This is a genomic window from Pontixanthobacter luteolus, from assembly GCF_947494915.1.
GTDB classification, from domain to species: domain Bacteria; phylum Pseudomonadota; class Alphaproteobacteria; order Sphingomonadales; family Sphingomonadaceae; genus Pontixanthobacter; species Pontixanthobacter luteolus.
Genome location: NZ_CANLWR010000001.1, coordinates 1,465,557 through 1,480,807, shown reverse-complemented (window position 1 = coordinate 1,480,807; position 15,251 = coordinate 1,465,557). Strand labels below are relative to the sequence as shown.

Below are 15,251 nucleotides of genomic sequence, written 5' to 3'. Positions count from 1 at the left end.
GCGGGCTTGAAGCGCAGCGGGCACCGCGATAAACCCGCACCCAGCAATTCAAATACTTTATCTCGAGGAAGACTAACGATGGCTTCGGCAAACGACATGAAAGCAGCAGAAAAGACCTACAGCAGCTTCATTTCCAATCTCAAATGGTCGGTCCCGCTGATCGCGGTAATCACGGCGATCATTGTCATGCTTATTGCGAACTAAGCCAGTATCGCTTTGCACATAGCAGCCCTGAAAGAACGCGCGGCGGGGGAAAAGCGCGTGTCGGTCACTCCTGAAACGGTGAGGAAATTCATCGCTTTGGGTGCGAGTGTTGCGGTTGAAACCGGCGCGGGGGAGGCTGCGTCGATTTCAGATGCCGACTATAAGGCAGCGGGTGCGAAAGTCGGCCCTGCAGACAAAACGGTCGCAGGGGCCAGCATCATCCTGGGCGTGCAGGCGCCCGATGTGGATACGCTGAAAGGTGCGTCAAATGGTGCATGGGTCGCCGCCACTTTCGATCCATTCGGCCGCAAGGACAGGGTAGAAGCCTACGCGAAAGCCGGGCTGGAAGCGTTGTCGATGGAATTCATGCCGCGCATCACCCGCGCACAAAGCATGGACGTGCTTTCGAGCCAGTCCAACCTTGCCGGGTACAAGGCGGTAATCGCCTCTGCCGATACGTATGGCCGCGCATTCCCCATGATGATGACCGCTGCCGGTACAATTCAGGCGGCAAAGGTTTTCGTGATGGGGGTTGGCGTTGCTGGTCTGCAAGCGATTGCAACTGCCAAACGCTTGGGCGCGCAGGTTTCGGCAACCGATGTGCGCTCGGCCACCAGGGAGCAGATACAATCGCTCGGCGCAAAGCCTGTCTTCGTGGAAGACGTGGCCGGGATCGAAGGCGAGGGAAGTGGCGGTTATGCCACTGAGATGTCGGAGGAATACCAGAAGGCGCAGGCCGAACTGGTAAGTTTGCACATCGCCAAGCAGGATATCGTGATCACCACCGCTCTGATACCGGGGCGGGCGGCACCGCGACTGATTTCGGACGCGCAGATCGCGAGCATGAAGCCCGGCAGCGTGATCTTCGACCTTGCGGTGGCGCAAGGCGGCAATGTCGAGGGTTCGGCGCCCGATACGCTGGTTGAAAAACACGGCGTTACGATCATGGGATATTCCAACACGCCGGCGCATTTGCCTGCTGATGCCTCGGCTCTGTTCGCGCGCAACCTCTACAATTTCCTTGCTGCCTTTTGGGACAAGGAAGCGGGCAAACCCGTGCTCGACGAGGAAATCGGCGATGCCGTGCGGCTGACGCAGGGCGACAAAGTTGTGAATGAAAGGTTGCTATCGTGACGCGGGCCGGGTGGTTGATTTTGATCGGTATCCTGCTCGTCCTGCTGTTTGTGGTTGGCGCGAATATGGGCTTCCTGGTGGGAGAGCACTTGGACGAGGTCGAAGTGGCGGCGGAGGGAGAAATCTGATGGACTTCATTTCGATTCTGTCGATTTTCGTGCTGGCGTGTTTCGTCGGCTATTACGTGGTCTGGTCGGTCACGCCCGCGCTGCACACGCCGCTGATGGCGGTGACCAACGCGATTTCCAGTGTGATCATCGTCGGCGCGCTGATTGCGGCGGCGGCGGCGGATGTGCCGGGGGCGAAGTGGCTGGGTCTGCTCGGGATCGTGCTCGCCAGCGTCAATATCTTCGGCGGGTTTGCGGTGACGGCGCGAATGCTCGCGATGTACAAGAAGAAGGAGAAGAAGTGATGCGTCGCCTTCTCCTAGCCGCGCCTTTTGCCGTGCTGGCCGCTCCTGCCCATGCTGCGACCGGCGAAGCGGTGAACCCGTGGGTCGCGCTCGCTTATCTCGTGTCAGGCGTGTTCTTCATCCTCGCGCTGCGCGGCCTGTCCTCGCCCGCGACGAGCCGGACGGGCAACCGCTTCGGCATGATCGGCATGCTGATCGCTGTCGTGACGACGCTGGTGACGCATTTCCCGATGAGCGCACCAGTTGGCGAGACGCCCGTCGGGATCGACGTCGCCTGCGTGCATGATTGTGTTCAAAGGTTTGATCTCTTTTCGATGGGCGAAATCCTCATCGCCATCGCCATCGGCGCAATCATCGGCATCACCATTGCCCGCCGCATCGCCATGACCGCCATGCCGGAACTGGTCGCAGCCTTTCACTCGCTCGTCGGCCTTGCCGCCGTGCTGGTGGGCTGGGCGGCCTATCTCAATCCGGGCGCGTTTGGGCTGCTCGTTCCGATGGACACGATCGGCACGGACTATAGTTTGCCCATGCAGATCGGCGCGGTCTCGAAGATCGAAATGGGCCTCGGCATCGCCATCGGCGCGATCACATTCTCCGGTTCGGTCATCGCCTTCCTCAAGTTGTCGGGCCGGATGAGCGGTTCGCCGATCCTGCTCCCTGCGCGCCATGTCATCAATCTCGGCGTGTTGGCCGCAATCATCGTGCTGACCGCGCTCTTTGCAATGGCCGGGCCTTCCGAGACCATGCCGCTCATCGTCGCCATGACGGTGCTCGCCTTCCTCATCGGCTTCCTGCTGATCATCCCCATCGGCGGGGCGGACATGCCGGTCGTGGTGTCGATGCTAAACAGCTATTCGGGCTGGGCGGCGGCGGCGATGGGCTTCACGCTCGGTAATACGGCGATGATCATCACCGGCGCGCTGGTCGGTTCTTCGGGCGCGATCCTGAGCTACATCATGTGCCGCGCGATGAACCGCAGCTTCATTTCCGTGATCGCGGGCGGCTTCGGTGCGGACGCCAGCGCGGGCGGCGGCGAGGCGAAGGAGCAGCGCCCCTACAAGCAGGGCAGCGCGGCCGATGCGGCCTTCATGCTCGAACAGGCGGAGAAGGTCATCATCATCCCGGGTTACGGTATGGCGGTGGCGCAGGCACAGCACGCCTTGCGCGAAATGGCTGATCTGCTGGAGGAAAAGGGCGTGGAGGTGAAATTCGCCATCCATCCCGTCGCGGGCCGTATGCCGGGGCATATGAACGTGCTGCTGGCAGAGGCTTCGGTCGATTACGACAAGGTGTTCGAACTGGAAGACATCAACAGCGAATTTGCCCAGGCCGATGTCGCCTTCATCATCGGTGCGAACGACGTTGTGAACCCGGCGGCAAAGACCGACAAGTCATCGCCAATCTACGGGATGCCGGTATTCGACGTGGACAAGGCCAAGCAGGTGTTCTTCATCAAGCGTTCGATGGGCGGCGTGGGATATGCGGGCGTCGATAACGATGTCTTCTACATGGACCAGACGATGATGCTGCTGTCCGATGCGAAGAAGATGGTCGAAGAAATCGTCAAGAATCTGGACTGATCGATGAAGAAACTAATCCTGACCCTGGCCTTGATCGCCGGGTTGATCGGCTTTGCAATCGCAACCGGTCTTGCGGACAGCGTGGTCGAATGGCGGGTGCGTTCTGCACTGGTTGAGAACGGTATCGGCGAAAAACGCGCGGAATGCATGGCCGCGCGCATGACCGACCGCCTCAGCGTTCCTCAATTGCTGAAACTGCGGAACATGGAAGCGCAGGATGGCGAGCCGGAAAGCCCCACCGGCATCCGCGACTTCCTTCGCCGGGTTGACCGGATCGGTGATGCTGAAGTCGTCGCGGTGACGGGCAGCAGCGCAGCCCTGTGCGCTATAGGGATCGGCTAGTTCAGATCAGGCCTTGGTGAATTTGGCGGTGCGGCAGAATACCAGCACACAGCCTTTCACCTTCAGCTCGCTACCGTCGCGCCAGACTTCTGCGTCGAAATAGCGTCCGTCTTCGGGGCTGTATCCCTTACCCTCGAAACGCGATCCGTCAGCGGAGAGATTCCAGAAAATGCGCATGCCCAGCAATTTGCGGTCGCGCTTCGCCTTGTCCGGGTTTTCGGTGTCGCGCGCGCCGCCCGCCGGTTCCGGCACCAGGAATTGCGAAATCTTCCCGCACATGGATTGACCGCATTTGTAGAACTGGATCACGGATTTCCCGTCGTCCGTTTTCCAGGCGCCTGTGATCGGCGCTGGCGCTGCGCTGGCAGGAGAGCCAAGCGTCAGAGCGGCCATCGCAGCGCTTGCTGCAAGAATTGCGGTTTTGGGTAATTTCATCGCCGGGTCCCCGAAAGATATCTGTCGCTCATATACGCTTCAAGCAGCGGCTTGGTTTCGATCAATTAATCGCGCATAGTGATGCCAAGAGGGAGAGATGCAATGGCGAAACTGAATGCGGCGTGTCTGGCGCTGTCGATGACGGCATTTATTGCTGCACCGACATGGGCTGAAACCATCAATGTAGCGGCTGGCGAGGGTGCTCAGGAACGACTGCAGGAAGCGCTGATCCTTGCAGAGCCCGGTGATGAGATTGTTCTGCAGGGAGGCCGCTTCGAGCTTACCGACGGGCTTAGTCTGGATGTCGACAGTGTCACACTTCGCGGTGCGGGCATGGACCAGACCGTGCTCGATTTCACCGGACAGCAGGGCGCGGGCGAGGGGCTGCTGGTCACTTCCGACTTCGTTACGCTGCGGGACTTCGCGCTGGAAAATCCCAAGGGTGATGGCATCAAGTCGAAGGGGGCAGATGCGATCGTCTATCACCGCATTCGCGTAACCTGGACCAACGGGCCTGATCAAAACAACGGCGCCTATGGTATTTATCCGGTCGAGAGCACCGGCGTGCTGATCGATGGGACCAAAGTGTCCGGTGCATCCGATGCAGGCATTTATGTGGGGCAAAGCTTCGATATTACAGTCCGCAATTCGATTGCAGAGGCAAATGTTGCTGGCATCGAGATTGAAAACAGCCGCAACGCGCTGGTCGAAAACAATATCGCCACCCGCAACACTGGCGGGATTCTGATCTTCGACCTTCCTGGGCTGCCGGTGATGGGCGGCGGAAACGTGATTGTGCGCAGCAATCTGGTGGTCGACAATGACACGGATAATTTCGCGCCCCCCGGAAATATCGTGGCAGGGGTGCGGCGCGGCACAGGCATCATGGTGATGGCGAACGACAATGTGCTGGTCGAAAACAATGTGCTTACCGACAATGATACGGCAGACATCATGGTCATCGCCTATACGCAGCCATTCGATGATGATCGTTACAACCCCTATCCGCGAGAAGTAACAGTTGGTCCGAACGTCTATGCACGCAGCGGACGAAACCCGCAGCTCGACGGAGCGGAAATGCTGATGACGGCATTCGGTGGTTCGCTTCCATCCGTATTGTGGGACGGCCTGTCGGAAGACGGCACCACTGCGCTCTATGCGGTGGATGGCACTGCAGGCTGGTCGCTAAGCCTTACCGAGCAGGGGAAGGGCCTTGGCGATGCAAATCCGGGCCCGCTGGTGGTTGATGCGCCCGGTAAGACGTTCCAGGCAGAAGGCGTCGGCGCCCCATCGGAGCTGGAGGACAGGCTGGGATGATCGCCCGCGCCGGCGTATTTCTTGCAGCCGCTATCACGCTGGCTTTGAGCGCGTCTTATTCAGCGAATTCGAGTGCGCCGCAGGCCGTCAATCATGCTGTGATTGTCGGAGAAAACCTGCCGCGCAGCCTGAGCGATTTTGCGTTCTTTGTTGATAGCAGCAGACAAATCCCCAGCGCTGGTGTGACGCCCTACCGGCTGAACACTCCGCTGTATTCTGACGGGGCGGAGAAGCTTCGCTTTGTATATTTGCCTGCCGGTACGAAAATGCGCGCAAACGGGGCCGGGCTGCTGGAATTTCCGGTAGGTGCGGCACTGATCAAGACTTTTGCGTTCGGCGATGGGAATGCGCGGCGGTTAATCGAAACGCGGGTGTTGCTGCACCGGGAAAGCGGATGGCTTGCGCTGCCTTATCGCTGGAACGATGAACAGAGCGATGCAGCCTTGGCATTGGCGGGCGCGCGGGTGGATGTCGATGCCGGCGACAGCGGCCAGATCAGTTACCGGATACCGAACAAGAACCAGTGCAAGGAATGCCACGGCTTGCAAGGCGCAGTGGTTCCTATTGGCCCTAAGGCGCGCAATCTGTCGCATAAGTGGCTGTCCGATATGGCCAGTCGTTCGCGGCTGGATAAACTGCCGGATAAGCACGATGCGCTACCAGTTTGGGAAGATCGTAAAGGCAGCGACCTAAACGCAGCTGCCCGGGCTTACCTCGACGTCAATTGCGCCCATTGCCACAGGCCGGGGGCGACTGCATCGAATTCGGGGTTGGACCTCCGCTGGGAGCAGAACGAACCCTTTGCCTTCGGTGTGCGCAAGCGGCCCGTTGCTGCCGGGCGCGGGTCTGGCGGGCATGAATTCGACATTGATCCTGGTCATCCTGAGCGCTCTATCCTGTCGTACCGCATGGGCAGCACCGCGCCCGGCGTCGCCATGCCGGAACTGGGAAAATCGACCGTCGATGAAGCCGGTCTGGCAGTGATAGATCAATGGATTGCGGAGATGGACCAATGACGCGTTTGGCCAAGGGTGTCGTGATAATTGCTGTGCTGCTTGTCGCAGTATTTCTGATCTTCAGAACGCCTGACACAGACCCGACCGAAATGCGCGCCAAGTACGGGACGCCGCCTTCGCAGTTCGTTCAGATCGAAAGCGGCCTCACTGTCCACTTGCGTGACGAGGGGCCGAGAGAAGCACCGGTCATCATGCTGTTGCATGGGTCCAATGCCGATTTGCACACCTGGCAGCCATGGGTTGACCGGCTTAAATCCGACTACCGCATCATACGGTTCGATCAGCCTGGCCATGGATTGACCGGGGCAACCCCTGATGGCGATTACGGGATCGGCACGTACGTGAAGACGATAGACCAGGTAGCGGACAAGCTGGGGATCGACAGTTTCATCCTCGGCGGCAATTCGATGGGCGGCGGCCATACGCTGCAATATGCGCTCGCGCATCCGGACAGGGTCGATGGGATGATACTGGTCGACGCATCAGGTCCGCCGCAAATGCAAAGCGATGACGACGATAGCGCCGGCAATATCGGCTTTACTATCGCCCGCACGCCCGTGCTGAACCAGCTGATGAAACATATCACTCCGCGCAGTCTCGTCGAACAGAGCCTGTCGCAAAGCGTGAGCAGGCAGGAAGTGGTCACACCCGAAGCGGTTGATCGGTATTGGGAATTGCTGCGGTATCCCGGCAACCGCGAAGCGACGATTTTCCGGTTCGGTCAGAAGCGTGTGCCGCTGACAGCTGAGCAAGTTGCCGGGCTGGATATGCCGGCGCTTGTGATCTGGGGGGCGGAAGACGCTCTCATCCCCTTATCCGCAGGCGAATGGCTCGGTGCCAATCTGCCGCGCAGCGAGCTGCTGGTTCTGGACGGGATTGGGCACCTGCCAATGGAAGAAGCGCCGGACCAAACGGCCGAAGCAGTCCGGACGTGGCTGGCGCAGGTCCAATTAACCACTAGCGATCAAAACTAATTCACTTTGATCTCGTCTTATGCCTAATATCCGATGAAATCAGATTGGCCGGGATTGATCGAAATCAGTCATCGGACCTGCGAGCAGGAGTAATGCGTGCGTAATTTGGGACTGATCGGGGGGATGAGCTGGATCTCCACCCGGGTTTACCTTGAACAGATCAACCGGCTGATACAGCGCCGCACAACCCCCCGAACAACGGCACCACTTCTGGTTGAATGTCTTAACTTCGCAGAACTGCATGGTACCCGCGATGGTGCCGGATGGGACAACGCCGGAGAGAGACTGATTGAATCGGCTACCAAGCTGGAACAGGCCGGGGCAGAGGCATTGGTGATCTGTGCCAACTCCATGCACAAGAATTTCGACCGCATTTCCGAGGCGGTCGACATTCCAATCCTCCACGCGGCAGACTACATTGGGAAACGCGTTGCCGAAGCTGGGAAGACCAAGGTCTCGCTGATCGGGCGCCGCAATGTCATGACGGAGGCATTCTTTCGCGAGCGGATTGTCGCGCACGGTGTCGATCTGCTGCCTCCTGATATGAACAATGTCGAACAGATCGACAGGATAATCGACGAGGAGTTGATGGCCGGCAAGGTAAGCCGTGATGCGGAACGCGCGCTAAAAACAATCATCACCCAAAAAGAGCAGGCCGGGGCAAGTGCGATCATTCTCGCCTGCACCGAACTGGAACTGGTGGTGGATATCGACGCCAACGTGCTGCCGATTTTCGATTCCGCCAGAATCCATTGCCATGCGGCAGCCGACTGGATCATGGGCGAAGAGTAAAAGGGCCTGCGGGTCCGGCTTTCGTGATGTTGCCCGATTGTTCCCGTTGTTCGCGCCGGTCTGACCGCCTAAGCCGCGCAGCAGAATGAAACGCGCACACCTTGCTGCCGATCCTGCCGCGTCGCGTGGCCGTGAATTCGATGAGAACCGCGATGGGACGCGGGGGCCGCGCAGCGAATTTCAGCGCGACCGGGACCGGATAATCCATTCCATCGCCTTCCGCCGGCTGCGTAGCAAGACGCAGGTCTTTATCGCCCCCGACGGGGACCATTACCGCACCCGGCTGACCCATTCACTCGAAGTTGCCCAGATTGGCCGAGTGATCGCGCGAACCCTTGGCCTGGACGAAGACCTGACCGAGGCGCTTTGTCTGGCCCACGATATTGGTCATCCACCCTTTGGCCATGCCGGGGAAAAGGCGCTGTCGCAGGCGATGGAAAAGCACGGCGGTTTCGATCACAACGCGCAGTCACTGCGCACGCTGATGCGATTGGAAAGCCCCTATTGCGAACACGAAGGGCTGAACCTGACATGGGAACTGCTGGAGGGGTTGGCAAAACATAACGGGCCGGTTCTATCGCCCGGATGGGCGCTTGCTGAACTGGATGCCGATTTCTCGTTGGAACTTGCCAAATATCCTTCTCTGGAGGCGCAGATCGCAGCGGTCGCCGACGATATCGCCTATGACAATCATGATATCGATGACGGGCTGAGGGCAGGCTTCCTTGAGCTTGAAGAGTTGCTGACGATAGACTTCGTCGCGGATCAGTGGCGCACGGTCGAAAAACGCTTCCCAAGTGCCGACCGCGACCGCCAGTTGCGTGAATTGGTGCGGGGACAAATCGGACTGATGGTCAACGATGTGATCGAACATACGGAAAAAACGACCGCCGATGTCGAAACGATCGATCAGGTGCGTGAAGCGGGCGCTGCGCTGGGCGGGTTCTCCCCTGCGATGGCTGGGGCAGAGCGCCAGTTGAAGAACTTCATGTATGACAAGCTCTATTACCACCCGGAACAGATCGCCACGGCTGAAAACGCGCGGAACGTGGTGGCGCGCCTGTATGCGGCTTTCGAACAGGACAGCAACCTGCTGCCTTCTGGCTGGAAGGATACCTTGCCCGATCACGAGCCTGATCGAAGCAGGCACATTGCCGATTTTATCGCCGGAATGACCGATCGGTTTGCAATCGATCAGTGCGCAAAAATTTACGGGACGATGCCGGAAGGCCTCTCAAATGTCTGAGTTTATTCATGAGTGACCCCGTTCGAATTGCTCTGGTCGGCGCGACCGGCCTGATTGGCCGCACGATCATGGAAGAAAGCGCCCACCGCGCGGACCTGCGTGTGCTTGGTATCGCCCGCCGCGAGGCGAGAATGCCGACCCATGCGTGTATGGAGATGGTTGTTGCGCAACCGGGCGAATGGGGTGCGGTGCTGGAGCGGGTAAAGCCCGACGTGATCATATCCGCGCTGGGCACGACTTGGAAGAAAGCAGGAAAAGACGAGGATACGTTTCGCGCAGTCGATCACGACCTTGTGCTCGAAACAGCGCAGGCGGCGCAAAAGGCCGGGGTGAAGCATATCATTTCCATCAGCTCCGCCGGAGCAGATGCGGCGTCCAAAAATTTTTACCTCAGGGTGAAGGGCGAAACCGATCGCGACCTTTTGAAGGTAGGTTTCGACCGGGTGGATATTTTCCGCCCGGGATTGCTGCGCGGGAAACGCGAAGATGACATGCGTGTCGGGGAAAAGCTCGCCATGATCGGCAGTCCGCTGATCGATGCGATGATGCAGGGCAAATACCGAAAATACCGGTCTGTACCCGCAGAAACGGTAGGAAGAGCCGCGCTGGCCCTTTCGATGCGCAAGGCCGCCGGTAAATTCGTACACGACACTGACGGGATCAGAAGGGCGGCCAACAGCCTTCCGGTCCTGCAAGACTAAATCAATCGGAGCCTGCCATGTGGGAAGCAATATTCAGTTCGGGAAATATGCTGGCGATGATCGCATGGGCCATGCTTATCCTGCTGCCGCGAAAGCCACTGGTGATGAGCGCGATCATGTATCTGGGGGTGGGGCTGTTATGTCTTGTCTACACGGCGGGCATCGTCAGCATTCTCGCCGGCTGGGCGGACCCGGTCGGCCCCGCCGATGCAAAGACCAGCTTTTCAACCATCGAAGGCGTGCGCGCGATTTTTTCCTCGCAAGGCGGGGTCACAATCGGCTGGATTCACTATCTGGCGTTTGACCTGTTCGTTGGCCTGTGGATTGCAAAGGATGCAGATGCGAAAGAGTTTTCGCGCTGGCTTCAGGCGCCGATCCTGCTCGCAACCTTCTTTGTCGGCCCAGTCGGATTATTCCTGTGGCTCATCATCCGCGAGGGACGTGCGCGCAAACTGGGCCGGATGAAGAACTGACTTATGTTTCTTCGTCGACAGCGTCGGCAGCAGACTGAAGGTCATCGCCAACACCGCGCACGGTGTTGCAGGCGGCGGTGCCAAGCAGCATTGCGGCGAGGCCCGTCGAAATAAGGATCTTCTTGATCATATCGTGCTCCAAAAGGCCGGAATGGCCCGTGTGGAAAATAAACTACGTGACAAGGTAATAGGTTCCGGCCTCAGGGTATACGGGGGACGGATCGAACCGCTGCTGCGACACGGTGTTCACGGTATGCGATAATCAGTCCTGCACCGATGATCAGCGGGGCGCCGATCCACAGGGCTGCGGTTGGCAGGCGGTCAAAAAACCAGAAACCGAACACAGTGGCCCACAGGAGCGAACTGTAATCCATCACGATGACACTGGCGACTGCGCCGTATTTCAGCGCGGCAGTCAGCAGGAATTGTCCCATCAATCCCGATAGTGCCAACCCGCCGAGCAATGCCCATTGATAGGGTGAATGGGGCTCATAGGTGAAGGGCAATGCCAGGGCGAGCAGCGGGGCCGTGAATAGCGAGAAATAGAACACGATCGTCATCGGGCTTTCAGTCCGGGTCAGATCGCGGATCTGGATCGATATGAGCGCGATCATGAACGGCGCGGCAAGCGCGACCATCGCGCCGAATAGCGGTATGTGTCCGTCACCTGGCTGGGCGATAATAAGAACCCCTGCGAAACCGAGAAAGACTGCTCCCCACCGGTAAAGGCCCACTTGTTCCTTCAACAGCAAGGCGGACAGAATCACTGCCCAGATTGCCGAGGTGAAGCCGAACGTGGTCGCTTCAGCCAGCGGGAGCAGGGTAACCGCGCCAAAGTTCAGGAACATTCCGGTGATGCCATACAGTGCGCGCTGCGCGTGTTTGCCAAGTCGCTGCGTTTTCAGCGCCGAAAGTGCGCCGGTGGATGCAAACCACAGAAGAAGGATCGGGATTGTTGGCAACTGCCGCCAGAACAGGATTTCGGCGAGATGGATACCGCTTTCACTAGACAGTTTGACCAGCACCAACATCACCGAGAGTACAAACGCAGCGCCCAGGCGGATCAACAGCGCGTAAAGCGGCCGCTGAACGGGTTCGGTGGTCTCTTCGCTGCTCACGGCGCAGCAATAGGGCAAGTTGCGCGTTGTGCAACGTGCAGGCCATATTGCAAGCCGCATAACTCCTGCCCATATGCGCCGGGTGAACGCTATCGCCAATCATCTGTTATTTGCCAGCGAGGCCGAGCTGGTCGGACTGGGCGGGGCGGCTGTGTTGGTGATGGCCGTGATCGCCCTGTGGGCAGAGCGCCGCCGGGCACGCACCGCGCGCTTCGACAATGTCGGCTGGGTGCCGTGGACCAGCATTTTCGTTTTCTGCACGATGATCGGATCAGCAATGATGTTGCTGGCGATAAAGAGCTTTGCCGCAGGTTAATGCGGTACGCGGCAGTAGAAGCCTGACTTAGAGGCAGGCTTCCAGATAGGCCTGATCGAAACCGAACTGGCGCGATTTTTCCAGTGTGTACGGGCGCAGGCCCGATGCACGGAATTCACCGATGATCTTGCCGTCTTCGCTTTCGTCCAGGTATTCGAACTTGAACAGCTCCTGCGTCACGATCACATCACCTTCCATCCCGATCACTTCGGTGATGTTGGTGGTGCGGCGCGAACCGTCGCGAAGACGTTTGACCTGTACGATCAGGTCGACCGATTCCGCGATCTGGCGCGAAATGGCTTCCTTCGGAATCTTGATGTCGCCCATAAGGATCATGTTTTCCATACGGCCAAGGCATTCGCGCGGGCTGTTGGCGTGAAGCGTACACATCGAACCGTCGTGGCCCGTGTTCATGGCGGCGAGAAGGTCGAAACATTCTGCACCACGAATCTCACCCAGGATGATCCGGTCAGGACGCATACGCAGAGCGTTCTTCACCAGGTCACCAATGGTAATCGCGCCTTGCCCTTCAAGGTTTGGCGGGCGCGTTTCCAGCGGCAACCAGTGCGGCTGTTGCAAACGGAGTTCCGCGGCATCCTCGATCGTCAGAACGCGTTCGCCCGGATCGATCATTTTCGACAGAGCGTTGAGCATAGTGGTTTTACCAGAACCCGTACCGCCGGAGATCACGATGTTCATCCGGCAAGCGCCCGCGATTTTCAGCGCGGTACACATCTTGTCATCCATCGAACCGAAACCCTTGAGCATGTCGAGCGTGATCGGTTTTTCAGAGAATTTACGAATCGAGATCGCGGTGCCTTTGAGAGACAGAGGCGGGACGATCACGTTAACACGGCTACCGTCCTTGAGACGGGCATCGGCGAGTGGTGTGGTCTGGTCGACGCGGCGGCCGACCTGGTTCACGATCCGCTGCGCGATCTGGAACAGATGCTGTTCGTCGCGGAACTGGATCGGGGCGATGATCAGTTTACCGCCTTTTTCAATGTAGGTCTGCTGCGGGCCATTGACCATGATATCGGATACATCCGGGTCGCCCAGCAACTCTTCCAACGGGCCGAACCCGAGGAGTTCGTCGATCAGCACCTTTTCCAGCGCGAACTGTTCGCGGCGGTTCAGCGTGACCTTGAGTTCCGCCAGCACTTCCATGATGATCGGGCGGAATTCTTCGCTCAATTCTTCCTTGCTGAGCGTTGCGGCCGCTTCCGGATCGACGCGTTCGAGCAAGCGCGGCAGCACCTGCTCCTTGATCTTGTGAACACTGGCTTCGAAACCGCCAACTTCAGTCTGGTCCGCCATGACCGCATTGGCTCGGTCGGTCAGGCGGGTCATTGCATCGCTTTTGTTCGGCTGGCCGCCGCCGCTTTCGGCTGAGGCCTCGCCTTCGCCCGGCAGGGGCGGGAATTGCTCGCCCCCTGGCAGAGGTGCGTCGTCTTTTGGCGCTGGTTTACTATCGCCGCCCTTCATGGGGCGCGCGACACCGAAAGACGGACGGCCACCGGAATTCATCCCGCCAGGTCCATTCTTACGTCCAAAAGCGCTCATCGAGAGTCCCCTCATGTGGGCCAAAGCCCGGTAAATCCTAAATCTCTGCTGACGCGTTATGCCCAAGCAGTTGTGATCAGAAATGGTGAATAGGTTGGAAACCTTATTTTTTCCTAAACGCGCAAATCTGCGGGCCGGTGCGGCACGAACGCTTTGTTAACCACCTTTGGATATCGTTCTTTATCAGTCGAGTACCGATCGCAGGGGGTATCATGAGCGGGCTTTTCAAATTCGAGCTATTCAAGGAAATGCCTTGGAAGTGGGCGCTTTGGTGGGTGCTGCTACCAAACCTCGCAATTGTGGCGATGTGGCCGGTCGGTGGACCTTCGATGGCTACCCCTATGTTCCTGTGCGGCATTTTTGCGATGATTGCAGCGCAGCAGCCACACCGAGTGATCCGCATGGGCGCGATGCTAGGCATCTTTCTGACGGTTCTGGCGGTTTACGTGACCAAATCCTTCAACATTGGTTTGAAGAACATCATCCATGTCGATCAATACGTTGGCGAGCTGTCGCCGGCGCAGTCGCCTGAATATGTGGCCGCTGGCGTGATCCTGCTGATTTCCATGGGCCTGGCTCTTCATTTCGGGTCTCGCACGCACAAGTTCGTCTCACGGCAACAATATGTGATGGCCTTTGCTGCGGTCGCACTGCTGGTGAATGTCGATACGCTGGCAACGGAAGGGACAAGGGGCAGTTACAAAGCCGTCGCGCCGGCCGGGACTCCGATTGATTCCGCGATCCTGCAAAATGGTATCAATCCTCAATCGATTGCGGCGAAGAACCTGATTGTCATTGTTGTTGAAAGCTGGGGTGTTCCGAATAACGATTTTGACCAAGGTATCGATCGCGCTGTGTGGGATACATCCCAGCTGCAGCAACGCTACACGGCCTCGCGCGGGATCAGCGAATATTATGGCTCCACAACCAACGCCGAAGTGCGTGAACTGTGCGGCGTCTGGGCGGATCATAACTCGTTCGACTTCGACAACTCCCACTGCCTTCCAGAACGCTTCAGGGAAGCCGGTTTTTCGGCAACCGCATATCATTCGTTCAACAGCGAATTTTTCAGCCGCTGGGAATGGTATCCCAAGCTCGGCTTCGAGAGCAGTCACTTTGAAGAAAGTCTCCGCGCAGATGGTGCGCATTTCTGTGACGGCGTCTTTGCTGGTGCGTGTGACGTCGATGTGCCGGCAGTCTTCGGCAAGGATCTGAAAAACTCCAAATCCGAGAGAAATTTCGTTTACTGGCTAACCCTTAACGCGCACCTTCCGGTTGCTTCGGACGAGGTTCTCGGGACGGAAAATTGTACGCTGGGCGATGCGGACTGGCGTGACAGTTACCCGATGCTATGTCGCAGCTACCGCGTTCACGAACTGGTGGCGGATTCGATCTTTAAAGAGATCATGTCGGACGATTTCCCTGAATCCGACATTCTGATCGTGGGTGATCATATGCCTCCGTTCTTCCCGCGTGCAATCCGGTCTCGTTTCGATGCCGCGCACGTGCCTTGGATCTACCTGCAAAACAGGGAAGCACTCGAGCGTAAAGCCGCCGCCTCCAGCCAGCACGCACCCTAGGCAGGCCCGCTGCGAAAGTCTGTGCTGGCAATTTGTCAATCTCCG

The 15,251-nt window shown here is 58.4% G+C and carries 19 protein-coding genes; 15 read left to right on the top strand and 4 right to left on the bottom strand.

The window, feature by feature from the left end; all coding sequences use genetic code 11:
• The first annotated feature begins 6 nt into the window (after positions 1-6).
• From PO778_RS07230 to PO778_RS07205, 6 genes are read left to right on the top strand one after another with little or no spacing between them, the layout of a single operon-like run.
• Positions 7-204, top strand: a complete 198-nt coding sequence (locus tag PO778_RS07230; RefSeq protein ID WP_268893574.1) for an aa3-type cytochrome c oxidase subunit IV — start codon at positions 7-9, stop codon at positions 202-204.
• A 12-nt stretch (positions 205-216) separates the two neighbouring features.
• Positions 217-1,338, top strand: coding sequence for an NAD(P) transhydrogenase subunit alpha (locus tag PO778_RS07225; RefSeq protein ID WP_271439081.1), 1,122 nt, complete (start codon positions 217-219; stop codon positions 1,336-1,338).
• Positions 1,335-1,466, top strand: coding sequence for a hypothetical protein (locus PO778_RS07220; RefSeq protein WP_271439080.1), 132 nt, complete (start codon positions 1,335-1,337; stop codon positions 1,464-1,466). The genes PO778_RS07225 and PO778_RS07220 overlap by 4 nt, the downstream gene beginning before the upstream one ends.
• Positions 1,466-1,750 carry an NAD(P) transhydrogenase subunit alpha part 2 gene (locus tag PO778_RS07215; protein ID WP_006833497.1) on the top strand — a complete coding sequence of 95 codons (285 nt, stop codon included), beginning with the start codon at positions 1,466-1,468 and terminating at the stop codon, positions 1,748-1,750. The genes PO778_RS07220 and PO778_RS07215 overlap by 1 nt, the downstream gene beginning before the upstream one ends.
• Positions 1,750-3,333 (top strand): NAD(P)(+) transhydrogenase (Re/Si-specific) subunit beta, encoded by a 1,584-nt coding sequence (locus tag PO778_RS07210; RefSeq protein ID WP_271439079.1) that lies wholly within the window; start codon positions 1,750-1,752, stop codon positions 3,331-3,333. The genes PO778_RS07215 and PO778_RS07210 overlap by 1 nt, the downstream gene beginning before the upstream one ends.
• Before the next feature lie 3 nt (positions 3,334-3,336).
• A complete protein-coding gene (locus PO778_RS07205; RefSeq protein WP_271439078.1) occupies positions 3,337-3,675 on the top strand; it encodes a hypothetical protein in 339 nt (112 codons plus the stop codon).
• Between the two features lie 6 nt (positions 3,676-3,681).
• Here PO778_RS07205 and PO778_RS07200 read toward each other — a convergent pair whose 3' ends face one another.
• Positions 3,682-4,110 carry a DUF2147 domain-containing protein gene (locus tag PO778_RS07200; protein ID WP_271439077.1) on the bottom strand — a complete coding sequence of 143 codons (429 nt, stop codon included), beginning with the start codon at positions 4,108-4,110 and terminating at the stop codon, positions 3,682-3,684.
• 102 nt (positions 4,111-4,212) lie between these two features.
• On the opposite strand from PO778_RS07200, the gene PO778_RS07195 reads away from it, so the two are divergent.
• The 7 genes from PO778_RS07195 (at position 4,213) to PO778_RS07165 (ending at position 10,629) form a co-directional block, all read left to right on the top strand.
• Entirely contained in the window at positions 4,213-5,427 is a 1,215-nt protein-coding gene (locus PO778_RS07195; protein WP_271439076.1) for a parallel beta-helix domain-containing protein, read from the top strand.
• Positions 5,424-6,443 (top strand): SO2930 family diheme c-type cytochrome, encoded by a 1,020-nt coding sequence (locus PO778_RS07190; protein WP_271439075.1) that lies wholly within the window; start codon positions 5,424-5,426, stop codon positions 6,441-6,443. Before PO778_RS07195 ends, PO778_RS07190 begins: the two co-directional genes overlap by 4 nt.
• Entirely contained in the window at positions 6,440-7,417 is a 978-nt protein-coding gene (locus PO778_RS07185) for an alpha/beta fold hydrolase (RefSeq protein ID WP_271439074.1), read from the top strand. Before PO778_RS07190 ends, PO778_RS07185 begins: the two co-directional genes overlap by 4 nt.
• A 96-nt stretch (positions 7,418-7,513) precedes the next feature.
• Positions 7,514-8,209 carry an aspartate/glutamate racemase family protein gene (locus PO778_RS07180; protein WP_271439073.1) on the top strand — a complete coding sequence of 232 codons (696 nt, stop codon included), beginning with the start codon at positions 7,514-7,516 and terminating at the stop codon, positions 8,207-8,209.
• Between the two features lie 85 nt (positions 8,210-8,294).
• Entirely contained in the window at positions 8,295-9,455 is a 1,161-nt protein-coding gene (locus tag PO778_RS07175; protein ID WP_271439072.1) for a deoxyguanosinetriphosphate triphosphohydrolase, read from the top strand.
• A gap of 8 nt (positions 9,456-9,463) precedes the next feature.
• Positions 9,464-10,156, top strand: a complete 693-nt coding sequence (locus PO778_RS07170) for an NAD(P)H-binding protein (protein WP_271439071.1) — start codon at positions 9,464-9,466, stop codon at positions 10,154-10,156.
• Between the two features lie 17 nt (positions 10,157-10,173).
• On the top strand, positions 10,174-10,629 hold the full coding sequence (locus PO778_RS07165; RefSeq protein ID WP_271439070.1) for an ABA4-like family protein: 456 nt from the start codon (positions 10,174-10,176) through the stop codon (positions 10,627-10,629).
• A gap of 1 nt (position 10,630) precedes the next feature.
• On the opposite strand, the gene PO778_RS07160 is transcribed toward PO778_RS07165, so the two are convergent.
• Both PO778_RS07160 and PO778_RS07155 read right to left on the bottom strand, forming a co-directional pair.
• Positions 10,631-10,759, bottom strand: a complete 129-nt coding sequence (locus PO778_RS07160) for a hypothetical protein (protein ID WP_268893573.1) — start codon at positions 10,757-10,759, stop codon at positions 10,631-10,633.
• Positions 10,760-10,829: 70 nt separating this feature from the next.
• Positions 10,830-11,747 (bottom strand): DMT family transporter, encoded by a 918-nt coding sequence (locus PO778_RS07155; RefSeq protein ID WP_271439069.1) that lies wholly within the window; start codon positions 11,745-11,747, stop codon positions 10,830-10,832.
• A gap of 82 nt (positions 11,748-11,829) precedes the next feature.
• Here PO778_RS07155 and PO778_RS07150 point away from each other — a divergent pair, with 82 nt between their 5' ends.
• Positions 11,830-12,063, top strand: a complete 234-nt coding sequence (locus PO778_RS07150) for a hypothetical protein (protein WP_271439068.1) — start codon at positions 11,830-11,832, stop codon at positions 12,061-12,063.
• Positions 12,064-12,090: 27 nt separating this feature from the next.
• On the opposite strand, the gene PO778_RS07145 is transcribed toward PO778_RS07150, so the two are convergent.
• Entirely contained in the window at positions 12,091-13,626 is a 1,536-nt protein-coding gene (locus PO778_RS07145) for a TadA family conjugal transfer-associated ATPase (protein WP_160730240.1), read from the bottom strand.
• A 137-nt stretch (positions 13,627-13,763) separates the two neighbouring features.
• Between PO778_RS07145 and PO778_RS07140 the strand changes: the two genes are divergently transcribed.
• Entirely contained in the window at positions 13,764-15,206 is a 1,443-nt protein-coding gene (locus PO778_RS07140) for a sulfatase-like hydrolase/transferase (RefSeq protein WP_271439067.1), read from the top strand.
• Positions 15,207-15,251 lie beyond the last annotated feature (45 nt).